Here is a 17138-nt window from a genome sequence, read left to right on the forward strand (position 1 = left end):
GTATTAAACCGCGCAGGTATCGGTATGGAAGTAATGCACGAGCGCAATGCTCACAACTTCCCCTTAGATTTAGCTTCTGCTGAACCTCTAAGCGCACCCGCAATCAATGGTTAATCTTTGAGATTCCAACAGAAGGCACTCCAGTAAATGGGGTGCTTTTTGTTTTTGGGATATTGTTGCTAGAATAGCAGAAACTTGAAGAAATTAGCTTAGATGGTTACTTCAATCATCACTCCTCAACTAAGTCTAGAGGACTTTTTACAACTTCCTGAGACTAAACCAGCGCGTGAGTTTATTGATGGTATTATTACTCAAAAACCGATGCCTCAAGGAAAACATTCTCGACTTCAGCTAAAGTTTTGTAATGCTATTAATGAAGTTGCAGAAGATCGACAAATTGCGATGGCTTTCCCTGAACTTCGTTGTACTTTTGGTGGGCGATCAATTGTTCCTGATGCGGTTGTTTTTACTTGGGAGCGAATTCCTTTTGATGACAATGGAGAAATCGAGAATGCTTTTAATATTTATCCTGATTGGATTGTAGAAATTCTTTCACCACAACAAAAAACAACAAAAGTTATTCGTAATATTTTACATTGTTTAAAATATGGCAGTCAGTTAGGGTGGTTAGTCGATCCAGAAGAACGAATTATTTTAGTTTTTCAACCTGAAAAGCTTCCGATTGAGTTTTCAGGTGGGGAGCTTTTACCTATATTATCAGGTTTAGAATTAGAGATTACTGTTGATGATGTCTTTTCTTGGTTAAAGAGAAAAGTTTAAATTTTTTGAATTCTGTTTATTCTAGCCTTCGTTATCTAGTTCCTCTAAATCAATCGATGTAAGTGGAGCTTGGGCGCTATGGCGTATGTACAAGACATAAACTGTTTGCTCTCGAATTGTAAAAAGTATTCGATAAATGCCTTTAGATTTTCCATACAGAAGTTGACGCACTTCTTCTCAAAAAATCTCGCTTTCAACTGCTAAAGTACACCGTTGTGGTTTCTCTTGTAGAGTGGCAATTTTATTCATCAATCCTCGAAACCATCGATCAGCAAAGTCAGGGTTTTGCTCTCGATACCAGCAATAAACTTTTTCAATCTGAGATTCTGCAATGGGGGTGATTTTAACCTGAAATGTCATATTTTTGCTGCATTTCTTGAACAAAATCTTCGATAGAGCGATTTTTCCCTGCGTTGAGTTCCTCAAAACCTTGCTCAATACCTGCGATCGTTTCTAACTGCTCAATCAGTTGGCGTAATTTAATTGAATGAATTTTACTAGAATCAAAAAAAGTAATTAGAACTTGAGTACGATCGCTCACATTTTGAGGAAGTTCAGTTAACTCAATTTGTCCATTTTGATAAATTCCTGCGACCGTTTTTAGCATAAGTTATACAAAGTTTATTATTTATTTAATTATATCAAATCTTATGGGTTTGGTTTTCCTAACCCTACATTCAATCTATTATCTTCATAAAATAAAATAATATTACTTACCTGAAAACAAAATATAAAAACAAGGAATAATAAAAAGAGTTAGCAGAGTAGCTAAAGACAAACCTGAAAAGACAACAACTCCTAGGGGCTGTAAAAATTCGCCTCCTGCACCTAAACCTAATGCGAGTGGAAAAAGACCTAAAACAGTTGTAATTGTTGTCATTAAAATTGGGCGTAATCTTTGTGGGGCTGCTTTTAGAATAGCGATACGACGACTGAGGTTATATTGTTCTTTTAATTGATTGGCTAATTCTACCATAATAATCGCATTATTAACGACAATTCCTACTAATAAAACTGCACCAACAACCACCATAGCACTAATCGGAGTTTGGGTAATAAATAAACCCCAAATACCACCCGCTAAGGCTAAAGGTACGGTTAAAATAATAATTAGAGGATCAATGAGTGAGTTATATTGAACTGCCATAACAACGAAAACGAGAAAAATAGCTAATCCGCCTAATATTTTAAATGATGACTGCAATTGACGTGTTGATTCAGCCGTAGAACTTGGTAAAAGATTTACTCCTTCTGGAAAATTAATCGTTGAAATTACTTGTTGAACTTGCGCGGATGCCTCACTTAATTTTGCTCCTTCGGCTAAATTACCTGAAATAATAAAAACTTGACGCTGATTAATTCTTTGTATTTCTGCTGGTGTTTGTCCCTCGGTAAAATTTGCAATATCTCGTAGATTTAACGGTGAATTATTTGCAAGAAATAAAGGTATATTAGCCAATTGGCCGATATTATTTCGGTCTTGTTCGGCGAGTTGCACGCGAATATCTACTAAGCGATCTCCTCTTTGTAATTCAGTAGCAATAGTGCCTTCTATTGCAGTCTGAATTGTTTCTCCGATTTCTCTTGCACTTAATCCTAAAGATTCAATTCTTGTCCAATCAGGTTTAATTTGTATTTCAGTTTCTTGAGGATCAGCATTAGGGCGAAAACGTGCTAAGTCTACTTTTTCATCTAATAAATTTAAAACATTTTGTCCTACTTTATTTAATAATTCTTCATTTTGACTTTGTAAAATTAAATCAATTTCTGAATTATTAACGGGAGAATTAGTTAAAATAATTCCTCTCACTTGTCCTGGTGTTAAACGTACTCGAATATCGACTAAATTAAGCTGATTTAATTTTGGATTGACTTGCTCGACAAACTTTTCTACATTCGTTCCTTCTTTAAAAGTAATTGTGCTAGTACCACGTAATAAATTTTCGGTCGAATTATTGCCAAATAAAGCACCTCCACTGGTCGTAAAAACATACTCTGTTTCAGGTTGTTTTAGTAAAATTTGATCAATAGCTGTCATCACTTTTACATTTTGCTTTAGCGTCGTGCCTGGGGGAAACTGAACAAAAAGATTAGCTTGACCTGTATTAATTCTCGGAATAATTTCTTGAGGAATTCGTTGAAACATCCAAAGACTACTACCACCCAAAATGATAAAAGCTAAAATTAAAGTCAACCAACGATATTGTAATATTTTTGCTAAAAACTTTGTATAAACTTGCTCAAATCCGTCTAACTTCTGATTAAAAGTTTTCAGTAACCAAAACTTAGAAATACCACTTGTTGCTTTAATTGTAAACAACCGCGAACTCAACACCGGCACAACCGTTAACGCCCCTAATAAAGACGCTGCAACCGCAAAACTAATCGTTAAAATAATTTCATTAAATAAAAGCGAAAAGAAGCCACCAATCAATAAAAATGGAACAACAGAAACTAAATTAGTCGCTGTCGAGGCTATTAAAGCAGATTCCACCTCTTGGCTACCTTGTTCGGCTGCATGAATCACTTCATCAGGATGATTAGAACGCAGATAAAGGGCAATATTTTCTAACATAACAATTGAGTTATCAACAACAATACCAACCCCTAAAGCTAATCCCCCTAAACTGAATACATTTAAAGATAAACCAAATAACTGCATTAAGATAATAGCTGTCAACGAAGCTAGGGGAATCGCAATTAAAATAATTAAAGTTTGACGTAGAGATTTTAAAAAGAATAAAACAGTAATACCCGCTAATGCTGCACCGACTAAACCCGAAGAAATAACATTACTAATAGCATTGCGAATAAAAATCGATTCATCAGTTGTCGCAACAAAATCGATATTTTCTGGAATCAAACCTCTGGAACGTAACTCTGCAAGACGTTTTTTTACATTATCAACAACAGCAATTGTATTCGCATCAGGTTGTTTTTGAATACTAACTTTAACTGCAGGTTTACCATTGAGAGAAACAAAAATTCTTTGCTCTTCGGAGCCATCTACAATATTAGCAACATCTTTTAAATAAATCCGCTCTGAGTTAACATTTAAAGCTAAATTTTCGATTTCTGAAATACTTTGAAACTTCCCTCTTGTCCGTGTTACAGGTTCTCCCGCTTCTCCTTCTAAACGCCCACCTGCTGTATCTAAATTTCGGTCTTCTAACGCGCTTAAAACCTGATTTAAACCAACACCAACCGCTTGTAATCGTTGTAAATCAAGATTAACTTGAACCTCTTCATTAACGCCACCAGAAACATCAACCGCAGCGACACCAGAAACAATACTTAACTCTCGACTTAATTCTTCTTCGGCAAAAATTCGCAAATCTAAAGGACTTAAAGTAGATGACCTTAAAGCAAATTCATATACAGGTAGCCGAGACGGGTCAAACTTAAATAATCGCGGTTCCTCTATACTATCAGGTAAAGTCGATCGCGCTCTACTTAAACTCGCAGTCGCCTCATTGAGAGCTTGGTCTACATTTTCCCCTAATGCAAAGAAAAGATCTAGACTAATTCTACCTTCACGAGTGCTTGAATACACTTGTATCACTCCTTCTGTAGCACTCATAGCCTCTTCAAGGGGTTTAGTAATTTCTTCGATGGCGACTTCTGGGGAAATACCAGGCGCATCGACTCTTAAACCAATACGGGGATAAGTAATAGACGGCAAAAGGTCAACTTGAAGACGAAAAATAAAGAAAACACCGAGAACAACCAACGCCAAGGTTAGCATTAAAGTCCCGATATGGTTGCGGATAGCGAGTCTGCTAAAAGATGGCATGGTTTTTGAAGTTTACTCTCTTTACATAAGATAACAAATGTTAATCTTTAGACTCTCTATCTCAAGTAAAGGCTCAAATGAACTACGAATGATATTTGACACACAGATGAGTTATGTCGTAAAGACTTCTAAAATATCTAAGAAGATGTTAAGTTAAGTTAACTCTATATTGACCATTAATCAAGGATACTTTTTTATGACCGTTACCCCTATTAAACAAAAATACGATATCAAAGATATTTCTTTAGCGTCTATGGGTCAACAGCGCATTGACTGGGCAGCTAGAGAAATGCCCGTTTTGCGTCAAATTACCGAACGATTTGCCCAAGAAAAGCCTTTCGCGGGACTTCGCCTAATTGCTTGTTGCCACGTCACTACAGAAACCGCTAACCTTGCTATTGCTCTTAAAGCGGGTGGTGCAGATGCTATTCTTATCGCCAGCAACCCCCTATCGACTCAAGATGATGTAGCAGCTTGTTTAGTAGCTAACTACGGTATTCCCGTTTTTGCAATAAAAGGCGAAGACAACGACACCTATCACCGTCACGTCCAAATTGCACTTGACCACAAACCCAATATTATTATTGATGATGGTTGCGATGTTGTGGCAACTCTAGTAAAAGAACGCAAACATCAACTCAGCGATATTATTGGTACCACCGAAGAAACCACTACAGGAATTGTTCGCTTACAAGCAATGCTCAAAGATGGTGTTCTTAGTTTCCCCGCTATCAACGTCAACGATGCAGAAACTAAACATTTCTTTGATAACCGTTATGGTACAGGTCAATCTACTTTAGATGGTATCATTCGTGCCACCAACGTTCTATTAGCTGGTAAAACCGTTGTTGTTGCCGGTTATGGTTGGTGTGGTAAAGGTGTGGCAATGCGGGCGCGTGGACTGGGTTCTAACGTGATTGTAACCGAAATTAACCCCGTAAGAGCGATCGAGGCGGCGATGGATGGTTTCCGGGTGATGCCAATGTCTGAAGCTGCATCCCAAGGTGATGTTTTTGTGACTGTTACTGGTAATATGCACGTGATTCGCGCCGAACATTTTGAGATGATGAAAGATGGTGCGATGGTGTGTAACTCTGGTCACTTTGATATTGAAATTGACCTTAAATCATTAGGTGCAAAAGCAACCGAAGTTAAAGACGTTCGCAACTTTACCCAACAATACAGCTTACCCAATGGTAAATCAATTGTCGTTTTAGGTGAAGGTCGTCTAGTGAACCTTGCTGCTGCTGAAGGACATCCCAGCGCAGTAATGGATATGAGTTTTGCTAACCAAGCTTTAGGATGTGAATATTTAGTCAAAAATAAAGGTCAACTTGCTCCAGGAATTTATTCTATTCCTACTGAACTTGACCAAGATATCGCCGCTCTAAAATTAAAAGCGATGGGTATTTCAATAGATAGCCTTACTGCTGAACAAATTAATTATATTAACTCTTGGACATCGGGTACATAATCTCAATTAATCGATAGAATTAAATTAGGGTGGGCTAATGCTCACCTTTTTTATTAAAAGCTGTAAAAGCGCGATGCGATCGTGCGGTTCATCAAAATCAATGATTGGCCCCAGTGGTACAATTTGATTGGGATTAATTTCAGTCATACTGGTGTAATAACCGCGTTTCGTATGTTCCATATTACAAGTTACTCTAAACCTCTGAATTTGATAGAGATCTTTTAGATAATTCCAAAGATTCTCATAGTCGAGGATTCGCCTTAAATTGTATTTAAAAAGACTATAATATACTGAGTCGAAACGATACAGCGTTACAAACAAACAAATATCAGCTTCAGTAAGCTGTTCTCCACATAAATATCGCTGTTTACTTAAAATGGTTTCCCATCGGTCTAAATGCTCGAATAGTTCCCTTACTGCTTCTTCATAAGCTGCTTGAGAAGTGGCAAAACCAGCACGATAGACACCTTTATTGATTTGATAAATTATCTCAATGGTTTCATCAATCTTCTGCTGTAATTCCCTTGGGTATAAATCTATTTTCTGTGTTGCCAAATGAGCAAATTCTACGTCAAACATCCGCATAATTTCGCTAGATTCATTATTGACAATGGTTTGAGTATGCTTATCCCACAACACGGGAACTGTAATTCTTCCTGTGTAGTTGGGTTCAGCTTTGAGATAGATCTCTTGCAAATATTGAGCGTGATTAATAGAATCTGGAATAGCACCCGTGTTTGAAGAAAATTTCCATCCTCGATCGCTCATAATCGGATCGACAATAGAAAGTGAGATAATATCATTTAATCCTTTAAGTTCTCGCATAATTAAGGTACGATGCGCCCAAGGACAAGCTAAGGCAACATAGAGATGATACCGTCCTGGTTCTGCTTTAAAACCGCTTTGTCCATCTGCACTTACCCAAGAGCGAAACGTTGTCGGTATCTCAATGAATTTCCCGCTCGAATCTACTAAATTTCTGTTAGTTGTCCATTTGCCTTTAATCATTATTCCTGATGTCATAATTATCACCTAACTGCAATCCGAAATTTAAGGTTTTGAATCTCTAATATTGTCTTCAGGATTAAGTTTTTGCTTTTCCGTCAAGCTTTATATTTCTTTATATTAAAATTCAGCTTGTACAGGTGTAATAACTTTCAAAACGGATTCTTGTTGAAAAGTTTCTTTAAATAATTCGATGATTTCTTGTATTTTTTGCTCATTCAACGGTTGTTTTAAAAGAATAATGGCAATTTTTGCTCTTTCTTTGACGAGGCACCCCTCAGAATGCAAATACTGACCATAACTATCTATTACCGTTAATCCTTCTGGAAAACGTGGCGTAATTTCATAATTAAGAAACTGTTGCCATTCTTGCTCACTAATTTCTCTTGTTTTTGATGATAAACCAAAATAAAGTTCTACCTTAATCCATTCTTTTTTCTGAGGGTCTAATACTTCTTGACCCATCACTGGAGAAATCTGTAAAAAATGCGTAGGTGTTAGAGGACTAAGCAAAGATAAGCACAGAATAAAAGGCAATGAGTAAGTTTTCAAGTTTTTACCTCAGATTTTTTTTGATAATTATGTTTTATTTTGAGCTAAAAATTTAATTTACTAATATAACAATTCTAGCTAATTTCCAATAGAGTATAAATCGATTCATATAAGCCTAAAATTTCTGAGTATGGTGTTAAATAAATACTCTAAGTTCTTACATACAGATTAAATCCCTAGCTAATGAATCTCTCTGAAGAAGCGATTTCCCTAAATTCTTGCCTTCTTCTGCTTGATGAAATCTATTACTAGTGAATCTCTCTTAAGAAGTAGGTCTTAAATCTTAAAACTTTATTAGAATGCTAACAGATTTTAGAACAATTATTAATTCTGGTGCATGATTTAACGATGGACAATACTCTATTTGATAAAACTTTTCGAGATGACGAGGGCAATATTGTAATTGCTCAAAAGCCCAATTTACCTATCTTACTTTGGTTGGGAGCAACTTTACTAAAATTCATAGTTCCCGAAGGCAATTTTTATCTAATTTTAGACACGTTAGCCTTTGGGAGTATATTTACTTGGGCATGGTTAGAACTGTTTCAAGGGGTGAACTACTTCCGACGCTTTCTAGGTTTAGTGGTGTTGCTAGTGATATTTGCCTCAAAACTCCAAGCTTAAGATAGGCTGGATTTGACTTAGGCATTAAATACATATTATCGATCAATCGATAGAATTAAACGAGGGTGGGCTAAGGCTCACCTTTTGATTTACGGTAAAAAATATATGCAAGCACCTGAAAAGCTTTTAGAAAAAACAAATTATACTTCCGAAGAGTATCTAGAATTAGAAGTTGCTTCAGACGAACGTCATCACTATATCGATGGAAAAATTATTCTTATGCCAGGTGGAACCCCGAATCATAATAAAATTACTGGTAATTTATTTTCAGAATTGTATTCTGCTTTAAAACGAAAGCCCTATGAAGTTTTTGTAACTGACTTACGAGTATGGATTCCCGAAAAACGTATTTATACTTATCTTGATGTAATGGTTGTTGCTGGAGAAGTAGAATTAGCCCAAGGAAGAAATGATACAATTACTAATCCGATGCTTGTTGCAGAAGTCTTATCTAAATCTACTCGAAGCTTTGATAAAGATGAAAAGTTCGCTGCTTATCGTACAATTTTGACCGTTAAAGAATATCTTTTAATTGACCAATATTATCAAACAAGCGAAAATTAATGGATTTTCAAAGAATATAAAAATGAAAATGATCTATTAATTTTAAATACACTTGATTTACAAATTACATTAGCCGATATTGATGATCAAGTAAGTCTATAAAATCAAACCCTTAAATAATTTTAATGGGAGATTAAATCAAAATAATCAACTTGTCAGAAAATCTGCTATATTAAATAAAATTTAATCATGTATAACTTTTATATTTTATTGATATGCTAAGAAAAGCCTATAACTGGGTCATTAGTTGGAGTGATACGCCTTATGGTGTTTGGGCATTATTTATTTTAGCTTTTGTTGAGTCTTCTTGTTTTCCCATTCCACCAGATGTACTACTAATTGCACTTTGTGTCGGGTTACCTAAAGCTGCTTTTCAGTTTGCGACAATTTGTACAGTCGGTTCAGTTTTAGGAGGAATAGCCGGATATGCGATCGGAGTTTTTGCCTTTGATACAATAGGTCAATGGTTACTCAATTTATATGACCCTCATCAGGAAGTTTTTAATCAAGTTAAAACTTTATACGATACTTGGGGTTTTTGGGGAGTTTTAGTCGCAGCTATTACACCTATTCCCTATAAAGTATTTACCATTGCATCTGGTGTCTTTAAGTTTGATTTCTTTCAATTTGTTTTAGCTTCTATTCTCGGACGTAGTTTTCGTTTTTTCCTTGTTGCAGGATTAATCTATTGGAAAGGAGCTACAATTAAAGTATGGATTGATAAGTATTTTGATTGGTTAGCTTGGGGATTTTTGGCTGTCTTAATTTTAGGATTTGCTCTTTTAAAATTCTTTTAAATCTTCTTTAAGAGGTGGGTTAATGACAACTCAGTTAAAGTACGCCATTGAACAATTATACGATGAAGATTACGTTCTTTGGCTCGATGAAACCCTTAAACAACTACAGCGTCAAGAAATTGAGTCTTTAGACTTACCTCATTTAATAGAGGAGATGGAAGCATTGGGAAATGAGCAAAGAAACAAAGTTGACAGCTATTTACGACAATTACTGATTCATCTTTTGCTATACTCCTATTGGATACAAGAACGAGAACGATGTGGAGAAGGTTGGAAGGATGAAATTGATAATTTTCGTTATGAATTAGAGTTACTTTTTTCATCAAAAACACTTTATAATTATTTTTTGCAAAGAATTGATGTTGTTTATGCTAAAGCAAGAAAAAAAGCAATTTCTAAAACACAACTCTCTACAACTGTATTTCCTGAAAAATGTCCTTATAGTCCCGATGAGCTTCTAAATTCTGATTATTTTCCTGAATAGTAGGGGTTTGGTCTCCAAACCCTTTCGATATACGTCATGAGGTTGAAAATAGAAGCATGATTAAAAATTTAAAATTGAAAGCTTGTGAAAAATGTCAAGCACTTGTTACAATTCGTTACCGCATACAGGATGATGATAGTGGAAAATGGCGGTTAGTTTGTCCTTCCTGTTGGGAGGTTTTAGCGAAAGATAATCCTCATTACCGTTATGGTGGCACATGGAAAGCAAAGTAACTAATTAATCACAGATAAACCATCCACGATGATAGACGGAGTGTAACACGAACCATTCCAAGTCCGATCGCTTCCGAGTGTGATAACTTGTTTGAGTGCCGTATAAACATTCCCTGCAACCATCGTATCTTTAACTCGTCCTGTAATCTTTCCCTTTTCCACTCGATAACCTAAATCAATATTGATCGAAAAATCACCCGATAGATCCGGTTCACCGCCTAAAATTTGATCAATAATAATACCATGATCGATTTGCTCGATTAGATTCTCTAAAGTACCCATTCCAGGTTCAACAACGAGATTAACTAAATCAGGAGTTGGATACCTTCCTAAACTTGGACGAAAACCATTACCTGTCGTTTCGGTGTTTAAAGATCTAGCCGTTGTCCGATCGCAGTAAAATTGTTTTACGGTTCCTTTTTCCATCAACGATAAAAACTGAGTTAGTGTTCCCTCATCATCAAAAGGATAATCATAAGGTGATAAATTTGGTTGTTGCGACAGCGTAATTAAATCCGATAAAACACCTTCGCCTAGTTTATCACTCCAAGGGGAAGACTTTTCTTTGACTAACTTTCCATTGAGTGCCGATGCAACAGTACCCCATAAAATTGTTGCTGCATTTGCTGTAAATAAAACAGGAACTTTACCCGTTGGAGACGCTACATTAGATTTAGCCCATTGTAAACGCTGTAATAACTGTTGAATCGTTGCATGGGGATTAATTTTCCCTCTGGTATATTCTCCATCATAAACCCCTAAAAAATCCTCACCTCTTACCCATTCCACACCCACATAGTAGCTAACCGACGTATCTGTATACTCACAATGTAAACCTTGGGAATTGACTAAAAGTGTTGTTTCTACTTCACTATCTAATTGAGCATTACAGATAACATCTGGATAAACATCTCGAATTTGATTAATTGCATCTTTTCCTAATTCGACTAATTTTTCTGTAGCGATCGACTCACCCACATTAGGACGAATATCTGTACGAGCATCTGCTAATTCTATCGTTTCTTTTGGGTTAAGATCACATAAGGCGATCGCTTTTTCTACTAATATTTTGGGTTCAACCTCCCCATAAGCAACCGCTAACCCTGGGGAATTATCTTTCCATAATCTTAAAGCAGTTCCCTCCGCTTCGGCGCTTTCTAGCTGTTTAAGACGGTTTGCTTCAAAAAAAACAGGACGAGACAAAGAACGAGACTGATATACTTCAGCATGAGACGCACCTGATTTTAATGCTAAGTCTATCAGTTGTTGTGCTTCTAGGGTCATGATTGTTCAGAACACAATTTATATGGGTTATCTTTGATCATAAGCGAGTTTGGAATTCAATCAATGCAATCAACCATTACAAGACTAACCCACGCACTCAAAGAATGGGATACCGCAATTACAGCATTAGAAAAGGGCGAAACAATACTCTTATTGCGTAAAGGTGGAATTAAAGAAGAAAAAGGCAAATTTAGCATTAAATACGAACAAGTATTACTCTATCCCACCTACGAACACCAAAAACCAGAATTACTTAAACCCGAATATGCAGCAAACGTAACTCCTGTAGCTTCTGGTTGGCATCCCGACACGATTAAAATTAGTAGTTGGGCGCAAATTACCGATATTTTAACCGTAACTGAAGAAAACATCGTTAATCAACTGCTTCCCTATCATATCTGGAATGAAAAATTAGTCAGCGATCGTTTAAACTGGAAACCAAAACAACCTTTACACCTACTTTTACTGCGAGTTTATTTATTACCCGAAGCTTTACACATTCCCTATGATCCTACATACGGAGGGTGTCAGTCTTGGATTAATTTATTAGAACCCATTTCTTTAGAGTCAAGTACTGCAGTACTGAAAAATGAAGAGTATCAGGAAAGAGTTAAAGACATTGCACTACAATGCACCCACTAAAACCGACAACTGTAGAAAAAAATAGTTTGTATTACATCTGTGTGAAAAAAATTACAAAAAAATCCTGCAATTTGTAATATTTAGTCTGATCTGTCGGAAAAATGCTGACTATTGAAGTTAAGCTATGGTACATTGTCAAAAATTTGATGTTTTAATAGAATAATCGAAGTTTTTTGATTGTTTTGACTTAACCAGTTTTCCTTGCTTCGACACTTCGCTTATGATAGACAACAGATTTCACATCAAATTCTGGGGAGTTAGAGGAAGTATTCCCTGTCCCGGAGTAGAAACCGTGCGCTATGGTGGTAATACCTCTTGTGTCGAAATGCAAGTCGGCAGTGAAAGACTCATTTTTGACGGAGGAACAGGAATACGGATTTTAGGACAATCTCTCTTGTCACAAATGCCTGTAAAAGCCCATCTATTTTTTACTCATTCTCACTGGGATCATATTCAAGGTTTTCCTTTTTTTGTCCCTGCTTTCGTCAAAGGTAATGAGTTTAGGATTTATGGCGCACCAGCCCCAAATTGTGCGACCATGAAACAGCGTCTTCATGCTCAGATGTTACACCCTAATTTTCCCGTTCCGCTTCAGATTATGCAAGCCGATTTAAAGTTTTATGACTTAGAAGCAGGGGAAACATTACAACTCGGCGATATATCTCTTGATACTGCTAGTTTAAATCATCCTGGGGAGGCGATCGGTTATCGGATTAATTGGCGAGGTTTGAGCGCTGCTTATATCACCGATACAGAACATTTTCCCGATAGGTTAGATGAAAATGTGCTTCGGTTGTCCCTTAATGCCGATGTATTGATTATTGATGCAACTTATACTAATGAAGAATATTATGATCCACGATCGACAAAAATCGGTTGGGGTCATTCGACATGGGAAGAAGCGGTTAAAATTGCTAAAGCAGCAGGAGTTAAGCAGTTAGTTTTATTTCATCACGATCCGGCTCATGATGATGTTGTTTTAGATCAAATTGGTGAACAAGCTTCTTTGGCTTTTCCTCATACGATTTTGGCTAGAGAAGGTTTATCGATCGAACTCATCCCCCGCTCAGACTAGGATAGACTGTTAAAGTTAAGATAAGACATTTATTGTGTAAAAATGTAAAGCGTGCAGATTGTAAATTCTCTGACTTCTCCTCTTCTTTTGACACCAAATGCGATCGCTTTAGGTAACTTCGATGGCATACACTTGGGTCATCAGTGCGTTTTCGAGCCAATTTTGTCTTCTAATTTAACGTTAACGTCCCTTCATTCGACCGTTGTTACTTTTTGTCCCCATCCTCAAGAGTTTTTTAGTGGTCAAAAACGGCAACTTTTGACCCCTCTCCCCGAAAAAAATCAAATTTTAGAGAAATTGGGCATTGAACAACTGGTTTTAATTCCATTTAATCAAGAATTAGCGTCTTTGAGTCCTCAGCAGTTTGTCGAAGAAATTTTAATCGGTAAACTTGCTGCGAAACGGGTTAGCGTTGGCGAAGATTTTCGCTTTGGTTATAAACGTTTGGGAACCGCCGAAGAGTTAAAAGCGATCGCCAAAAAATATAATACAGAAGTTATAATTACTTCACTCTTAACCTGTTTCAATAGTCGTATCAGTAGTTCTCGGATTCGTCAATCTTTAGCCGATGGTGATATGGAACAAGCCAGCCAAATGTTAGGACGTTCTTACAGTCTAATGGGTACTGTCATCAAAGGACAACAAATTGGACGGACGATCGGTTTTTCCACTGCTAACCTGTTATTACCCGCCGAAAAATTATTACCTCGTTTTGGGGTCTATTGTGTCAAAGTCAGTTTAAAAGACGAATTTTCCCTACCTGGAGTCATGAATATAGGTTGTCGTCCCACAGTAGAAGGCTCTTCACCCACAATCGAAGTACATTTATTAGACTGGAAAGGGGATTTATACGGACAAACTCTCACCGTTAGCTTAGAAAAATTCCTGCGTCCTGAACAAAAATTCCCCTCTCTAGAAGCCCTAAAAGCCCAAATCATCAGAGACTGTGACCAAGCAAGAAAAATTTTAGCAGTTTAAGTGTGAACTCTACGGTCAGAATTGGGCAACTTAACAATAGACTAATGAAAAACCCTTAGATCTATGAGACAAAAGATAGACGATTTAATTGATCATCTGAGTTATTCGATTGTCGGTAAAACGGATGCGATAAATTTGGTGATTGTTGCTTTGCTCAGTGGAGGTCATGCTTTACTAGAAGATGTCCCAGGAGTCGGTAAAACCCTGTTAGCAAAGTCTTTAGCACGAGCGATTAATGGACGATTCCAACGAATTCAGTGTACACCCGATTTGCTCCCAACGGATATTACAGGTACTAATATTTGGAACCCAAATAAAAGAGAATTTGAATTTTTGCCAGGGCCAATCTTTAGTAATATTTTACTCGCTGATGAAATTAATCGCGCTACTCCTCGTACTCAGTCCGCTTTACTGGAAGTGATGGAAGAAAAACAAGTCACTATTGATGGGGAAACTCGTTCTGTAGAAACGCCATTTTTTGTGATTGCGACTCAAAATCCCGTTGAACATCATGGAACATTTGCACTACCAGAAGCCCAAATGGATCGATTTACCGTTTCTCTAAGTTTAGGCTATCCCACCGAAAAAGAAGAATTGATGATGTTACAAAAGCATCAAGGACAAATAAATTTAGATGAATTAAAACCCTGTCTTTCTCTAGAAGATGTGAGAGAATTACAACAACAAGTTACAAGAGTCAAAGTTACTGCGACACTTCAGCAATATATTTTAGATTTAGTTAGAGCATCGCGTCATCATGATGAGATACGTCTAGGAATTAGTCCGCGTGGTACAATAATACTACAAAAAGCCGCCCAAGCTTATGCGTTCCTCGAACATCGAGATTATGTAATTCCCGATGATGTCAAGTTTTTAGTACCTTATGTATTTTCTCATCGTATTATTCCCGTGAGTGGTCGTCAGACTAAAACAATTGTACGCAAGCTTTTAGACTCGGTTCCCATCGAAAAAGTCGCCGCATGAGAACCACAAATCTGCTTTGTAGCGTCTACAGTAAAAATAGTGACTATTAAGGCAGATGGTAAGTAATGTTTTATTTTCAAAAATTCTTCAATCGTCTTGAATCTGTTTTCTTGTTTGGGGCGATCGTTTGTTTTACGATAGTATTAGGGTGTGGATTAGCGATCGCAGTTAACCCACTCCCAAGCGGTTATCGACCCGTAGACCCCGCTTCACCACGTTATCAAGAAGCACAAGCATTATATGTCGAAACCTGTTCAGCTTGTCATATCGCATTACCTCCAGAAGTGTTACCAACCGAAACATGGCGTAGATTGATTGAAAAACCAGATGCACATTATGGAGTTTCTTTAAATCAACTGATTAGCGTTTCTCAATTATTAATTTGGAATTATCTAAATGCTTATTCTCGTCCCTTAAATATCGATGAACCAAGACCTACATATGTAGCACAATCTAGATATTTTAAAGCCCTTCATCCTCGCGTTGAACTTCCAAAACCCATCAGTCATCAAAGCTGTATTCTTTGTCATCCAGGCGCGAAACAATATGATTTTCAGACGTTAACCCCTCAATGGGACGATGCACCGTGAAAATTATAAGTTAATAGTTGAACAGCCAAGTTGAGGATTTTCTAATGCTTGAATACAAGATTGACTAACTTTATTAATTGATGTACTGGGTAAATAATGAATGAGTGTATAAATTAACTCACTATTTTTTAGGATAGATTCTACTGTTGTATTATATTCTGGGGTCGCTACAATTAATTGTGAGGTATTTTGTTGACCACCATAAGCTTTAATAGATTCTATTTCTAAACCAAATAAACCAGGAGAAAAACGCGGATTCAATGCGCCATCATATTCAAATTTACTGTGCATTAATTGGAACGAATACACTTTACTAGAATCAAATTCACCCGCATTGCTCACCGTTTTCGCCCGAAAAACAGGAATCAATTCTTTAAAGGGAATTTGGAGCGTTTGCGGAAAATTATAAATCGTATCAAAAGAATAACAATAACTTAAACCATCCCATTTCCCCTCACAACGTGTAATAAATTTATAACGTTTGCCATCACCTTCTATTCTAAGTTGTATTCCTTCGTAATTTGATAAATCCAAAGGAGGATTAAAATTTCGAGTTCTTACCGAGGCAAAACCACCGTTATTAGCAATAGAAACATTTCCCGAAAAAATCGCCCTTTCTCTCACAAATCTTAGATTACTTTCACTAACTCCACCCATCACGACATCATCCACCGCACCCCAAAGCGATCGCATATTTTCGTTAGGTTTAGTAAAGTCAAAAAGTAATTTTTCTCCTGCTCTGTTTTGTCCTTGAAAAAGTTCTACACTATTTTTAAGTAATTGTTGTTCATCAGAATTTAAAGAATCAAAACAACAGATTATTCCATTAACTTGTTTCATTAAGTCAAAATTACTTTCATTAGCTTGAATTACTTCTATTTTTTCATTGAATAATTCTTGAGCTTTATTAACATCTTGAACAATTGTTCTAACTTGATAATTTTTTGCTAACAGTTGACTTATCACTTGTTGCCCAACGGCACTCATTGAACCTAAAACTAAAATGACACCCATTGATTGTTCTTTTCCTTTTTGCTCTGATTTATTGAAACACAACCACTTGGGGAAAGTTCCAATAAATGGAATAATATCAAAATAATTCAACGTTTCAATAAAACGCTTGATGTCCCATCGATTTCGTGTGTTATTAGCCATAAATTTAATTAATATATATAAATAAAATAACAATAAATGAGGATTGGGAAACCAAAACCTCTACATTATGACCATTTAAATAATTGTGAAAAATGGTCTTATAATAATATTATAAATGTTAATT

At 36.4% G+C, this 17138-nt stretch carries 19 protein-coding genes and 1 pseudogene; 13 read left to right on the forward strand and 7 right to left on the reverse strand.

Annotated elements, in window-relative coordinates:
- Positions 1 to 114, forward strand: a pseudogene (locus C7H19_RS26725) (photosystem II q(b) protein); the annotation flags it as partial.
- 99 nt (positions 115 to 213) lie between these two features.
- Positions 214 to 780 carry a Uma2 family endonuclease gene (locus C7H19_RS10760; protein WP_106456885.1) on the forward strand — a complete coding sequence of 189 codons (567 nt, stop codon included), beginning with the start codon at positions 214 to 216 and terminating at the stop codon, positions 778 to 780.
- Between the two features lie 177 nt (positions 781 to 957).
- On the opposite strand, the gene C7H19_RS26730 is transcribed toward C7H19_RS10760, so the two are convergent.
- The 3 genes from C7H19_RS26730 to C7H19_RS10775 all read right to left on the reverse strand — a co-directional run bounded on the left by C7H19_RS26730 (position 958) and on the right by C7H19_RS10775 (position 4573).
- Positions 958 to 1140, reverse strand: a complete 183-nt coding sequence (locus C7H19_RS26730; protein ID WP_245927450.1) for a type II toxin-antitoxin system RelE/ParE family toxin — start codon at positions 1138 to 1140, stop codon at positions 958 to 960.
- Positions 1124 to 1387 carry a hypothetical protein gene (locus C7H19_RS10770; protein ID WP_106456886.1) on the reverse strand — a complete coding sequence of 88 codons (264 nt, stop codon included), beginning with the start codon at positions 1385 to 1387 and terminating at the stop codon, positions 1124 to 1126. The genes C7H19_RS26730 and C7H19_RS10770 overlap by 17 nt, the downstream gene beginning before the upstream one ends.
- 102 nt (positions 1388 to 1489) lie before the next feature.
- Positions 1490 to 4573 (reverse strand): efflux RND transporter permease subunit, encoded by a 3084-nt coding sequence (locus tag C7H19_RS10775; protein ID WP_106456887.1) that lies wholly within the window; start codon positions 4571 to 4573, stop codon positions 1490 to 1492.
- 196 nt (positions 4574 to 4769) lie between these two features.
- Between C7H19_RS10775 and ahcY the strand changes: the two genes are divergently transcribed.
- Entirely contained in the window at positions 4770 to 6047 is a 1278-nt protein-coding gene (ahcY, locus tag C7H19_RS10780; RefSeq protein ID WP_106456888.1) for an adenosylhomocysteinase, read from the forward strand.
- 24 nt (positions 6048 to 6071) lie between these two features.
- On the opposite strand, the gene C7H19_RS10785 is transcribed toward ahcY, so the two are convergent.
- Together C7H19_RS10785 and C7H19_RS10790 are read right to left on the reverse strand one after the other, a co-directional pair.
- Positions 6072 to 7070, reverse strand: a complete 999-nt coding sequence (locus C7H19_RS10785) for a glutathione S-transferase family protein (protein ID WP_106456889.1) — start codon at positions 7068 to 7070, stop codon at positions 6072 to 6074.
- A 102-nt stretch (positions 7071 to 7172) separates the two neighbouring features.
- Positions 7173 to 7604 (reverse strand): DUF3574 domain-containing protein, encoded by a 432-nt coding sequence (locus tag C7H19_RS10790; RefSeq protein WP_146136510.1) that lies wholly within the window; start codon positions 7602 to 7604, stop codon positions 7173 to 7175.
- Positions 7605 to 7952: 348 nt separating this feature from the next.
- Between C7H19_RS10790 and C7H19_RS10795 the strand changes: the two genes are divergently transcribed.
- From C7H19_RS10795 to C7H19_RS25630, 5 genes are all read left to right on the forward strand, one after another.
- The gene (locus C7H19_RS10795) at positions 7953 to 8228 is read left to right on the forward strand and encodes a hypothetical protein (protein WP_106456891.1); all 276 of its coding nucleotides are present in this window, start codon (positions 7953 to 7955) and stop codon (positions 8226 to 8228) included.
- Positions 8229 to 8333: 105 nt separating this feature from the next.
- Positions 8334 to 8792 carry a Uma2 family endonuclease gene (locus C7H19_RS10800; RefSeq protein ID WP_342752274.1) on the forward strand — a complete coding sequence of 153 codons (459 nt, stop codon included), beginning with the start codon at positions 8334 to 8336 and terminating at the stop codon, positions 8790 to 8792.
- Positions 8793 to 9007: 215 nt separating this feature from the next.
- Positions 9008 to 9589 carry a YqaA family protein gene (locus tag C7H19_RS10805; protein ID WP_106456892.1) on the forward strand — a complete coding sequence of 194 codons (582 nt, stop codon included), beginning with the start codon at positions 9008 to 9010 and terminating at the stop codon, positions 9587 to 9589.
- Between the two features lie 22 nt (positions 9590 to 9611).
- Entirely contained in the window at positions 9612 to 10073 is a 462-nt protein-coding gene (locus C7H19_RS10810; protein ID WP_106456893.1) for a DUF29 domain-containing protein, read from the forward strand.
- Between the two features lie 56 nt (positions 10074 to 10129).
- A complete protein-coding gene (locus tag C7H19_RS25630; protein ID WP_181280582.1) occupies positions 10130 to 10306 on the forward strand; it encodes a hypothetical protein in 177 nt (58 codons plus the stop codon).
- Here the strand turns inward: C7H19_RS25630 and C7H19_RS10815 are convergent, their stop codons facing one another.
- A complete protein-coding gene (locus C7H19_RS10815; protein ID WP_106456894.1) occupies positions 10307 to 11590 on the reverse strand; it encodes a TldD/PmbA family protein in 1284 nt (427 codons plus the stop codon).
- 63 nt (positions 11591 to 11653) lie between these two features.
- On the opposite strand from C7H19_RS10815, the gene C7H19_RS10820 reads away from it, so the two are divergent.
- The 5 genes from C7H19_RS10820 to C7H19_RS10840 all read left to right on the forward strand — a co-directional run bounded on the left by C7H19_RS10820 (position 11654) and on the right by C7H19_RS10840 (position 15859).
- A complete protein-coding gene (locus C7H19_RS10820) occupies positions 11654 to 12232 on the forward strand; it encodes a DUF1802 family protein (protein WP_106456895.1) in 579 nt (192 codons plus the stop codon).
- A gap of 220 nt (positions 12233 to 12452) precedes the next feature.
- A complete protein-coding gene (locus C7H19_RS10825) occupies positions 12453 to 13307 on the forward strand; it encodes an MBL fold metallo-hydrolase (RefSeq protein WP_106456896.1) in 855 nt (284 codons plus the stop codon).
- A gap of 51 nt (positions 13308 to 13358) precedes the next feature.
- Entirely contained in the window at positions 13359 to 14285 is a 927-nt protein-coding gene (locus C7H19_RS10830; protein WP_106456897.1) for a bifunctional riboflavin kinase/FAD synthetase, read from the forward strand.
- A 63-nt stretch (positions 14286 to 14348) separates the two neighbouring features.
- Entirely contained in the window at positions 14349 to 15269 is a 921-nt protein-coding gene (locus C7H19_RS10835; protein ID WP_106456898.1) for an AAA family ATPase, read from the forward strand.
- A gap of 65 nt (positions 15270 to 15334) precedes the next feature.
- On the forward strand, positions 15335 to 15859 hold the full coding sequence (locus C7H19_RS10840; RefSeq protein WP_106456899.1) for a cytochrome: 525 nt from the start codon (positions 15335 to 15337) through the stop codon (positions 15857 to 15859).
- A 3-nt stretch (positions 15860 to 15862) separates the two neighbouring features.
- Here the strand turns inward: C7H19_RS10840 and C7H19_RS10845 are convergent, their stop codons facing one another.
- Entirely contained in the window at positions 15863 to 17014 is a 1152-nt protein-coding gene (locus C7H19_RS10845; RefSeq protein ID WP_106456900.1) for a CIA30 family protein, read from the reverse strand.
- Between the last annotated feature and the right edge of the window lie 124 nt (positions 17015 to 17138).

The organism is Aphanothece hegewaldii CCALA 016 (genome assembly GCF_003007785.1).
In the GTDB taxonomy this organism is placed as follows: domain Bacteria; phylum Cyanobacteriota; class Cyanobacteriia; order Cyanobacteriales; family Microcystaceae; genus Chroococcus; species Chroococcus hegewaldii.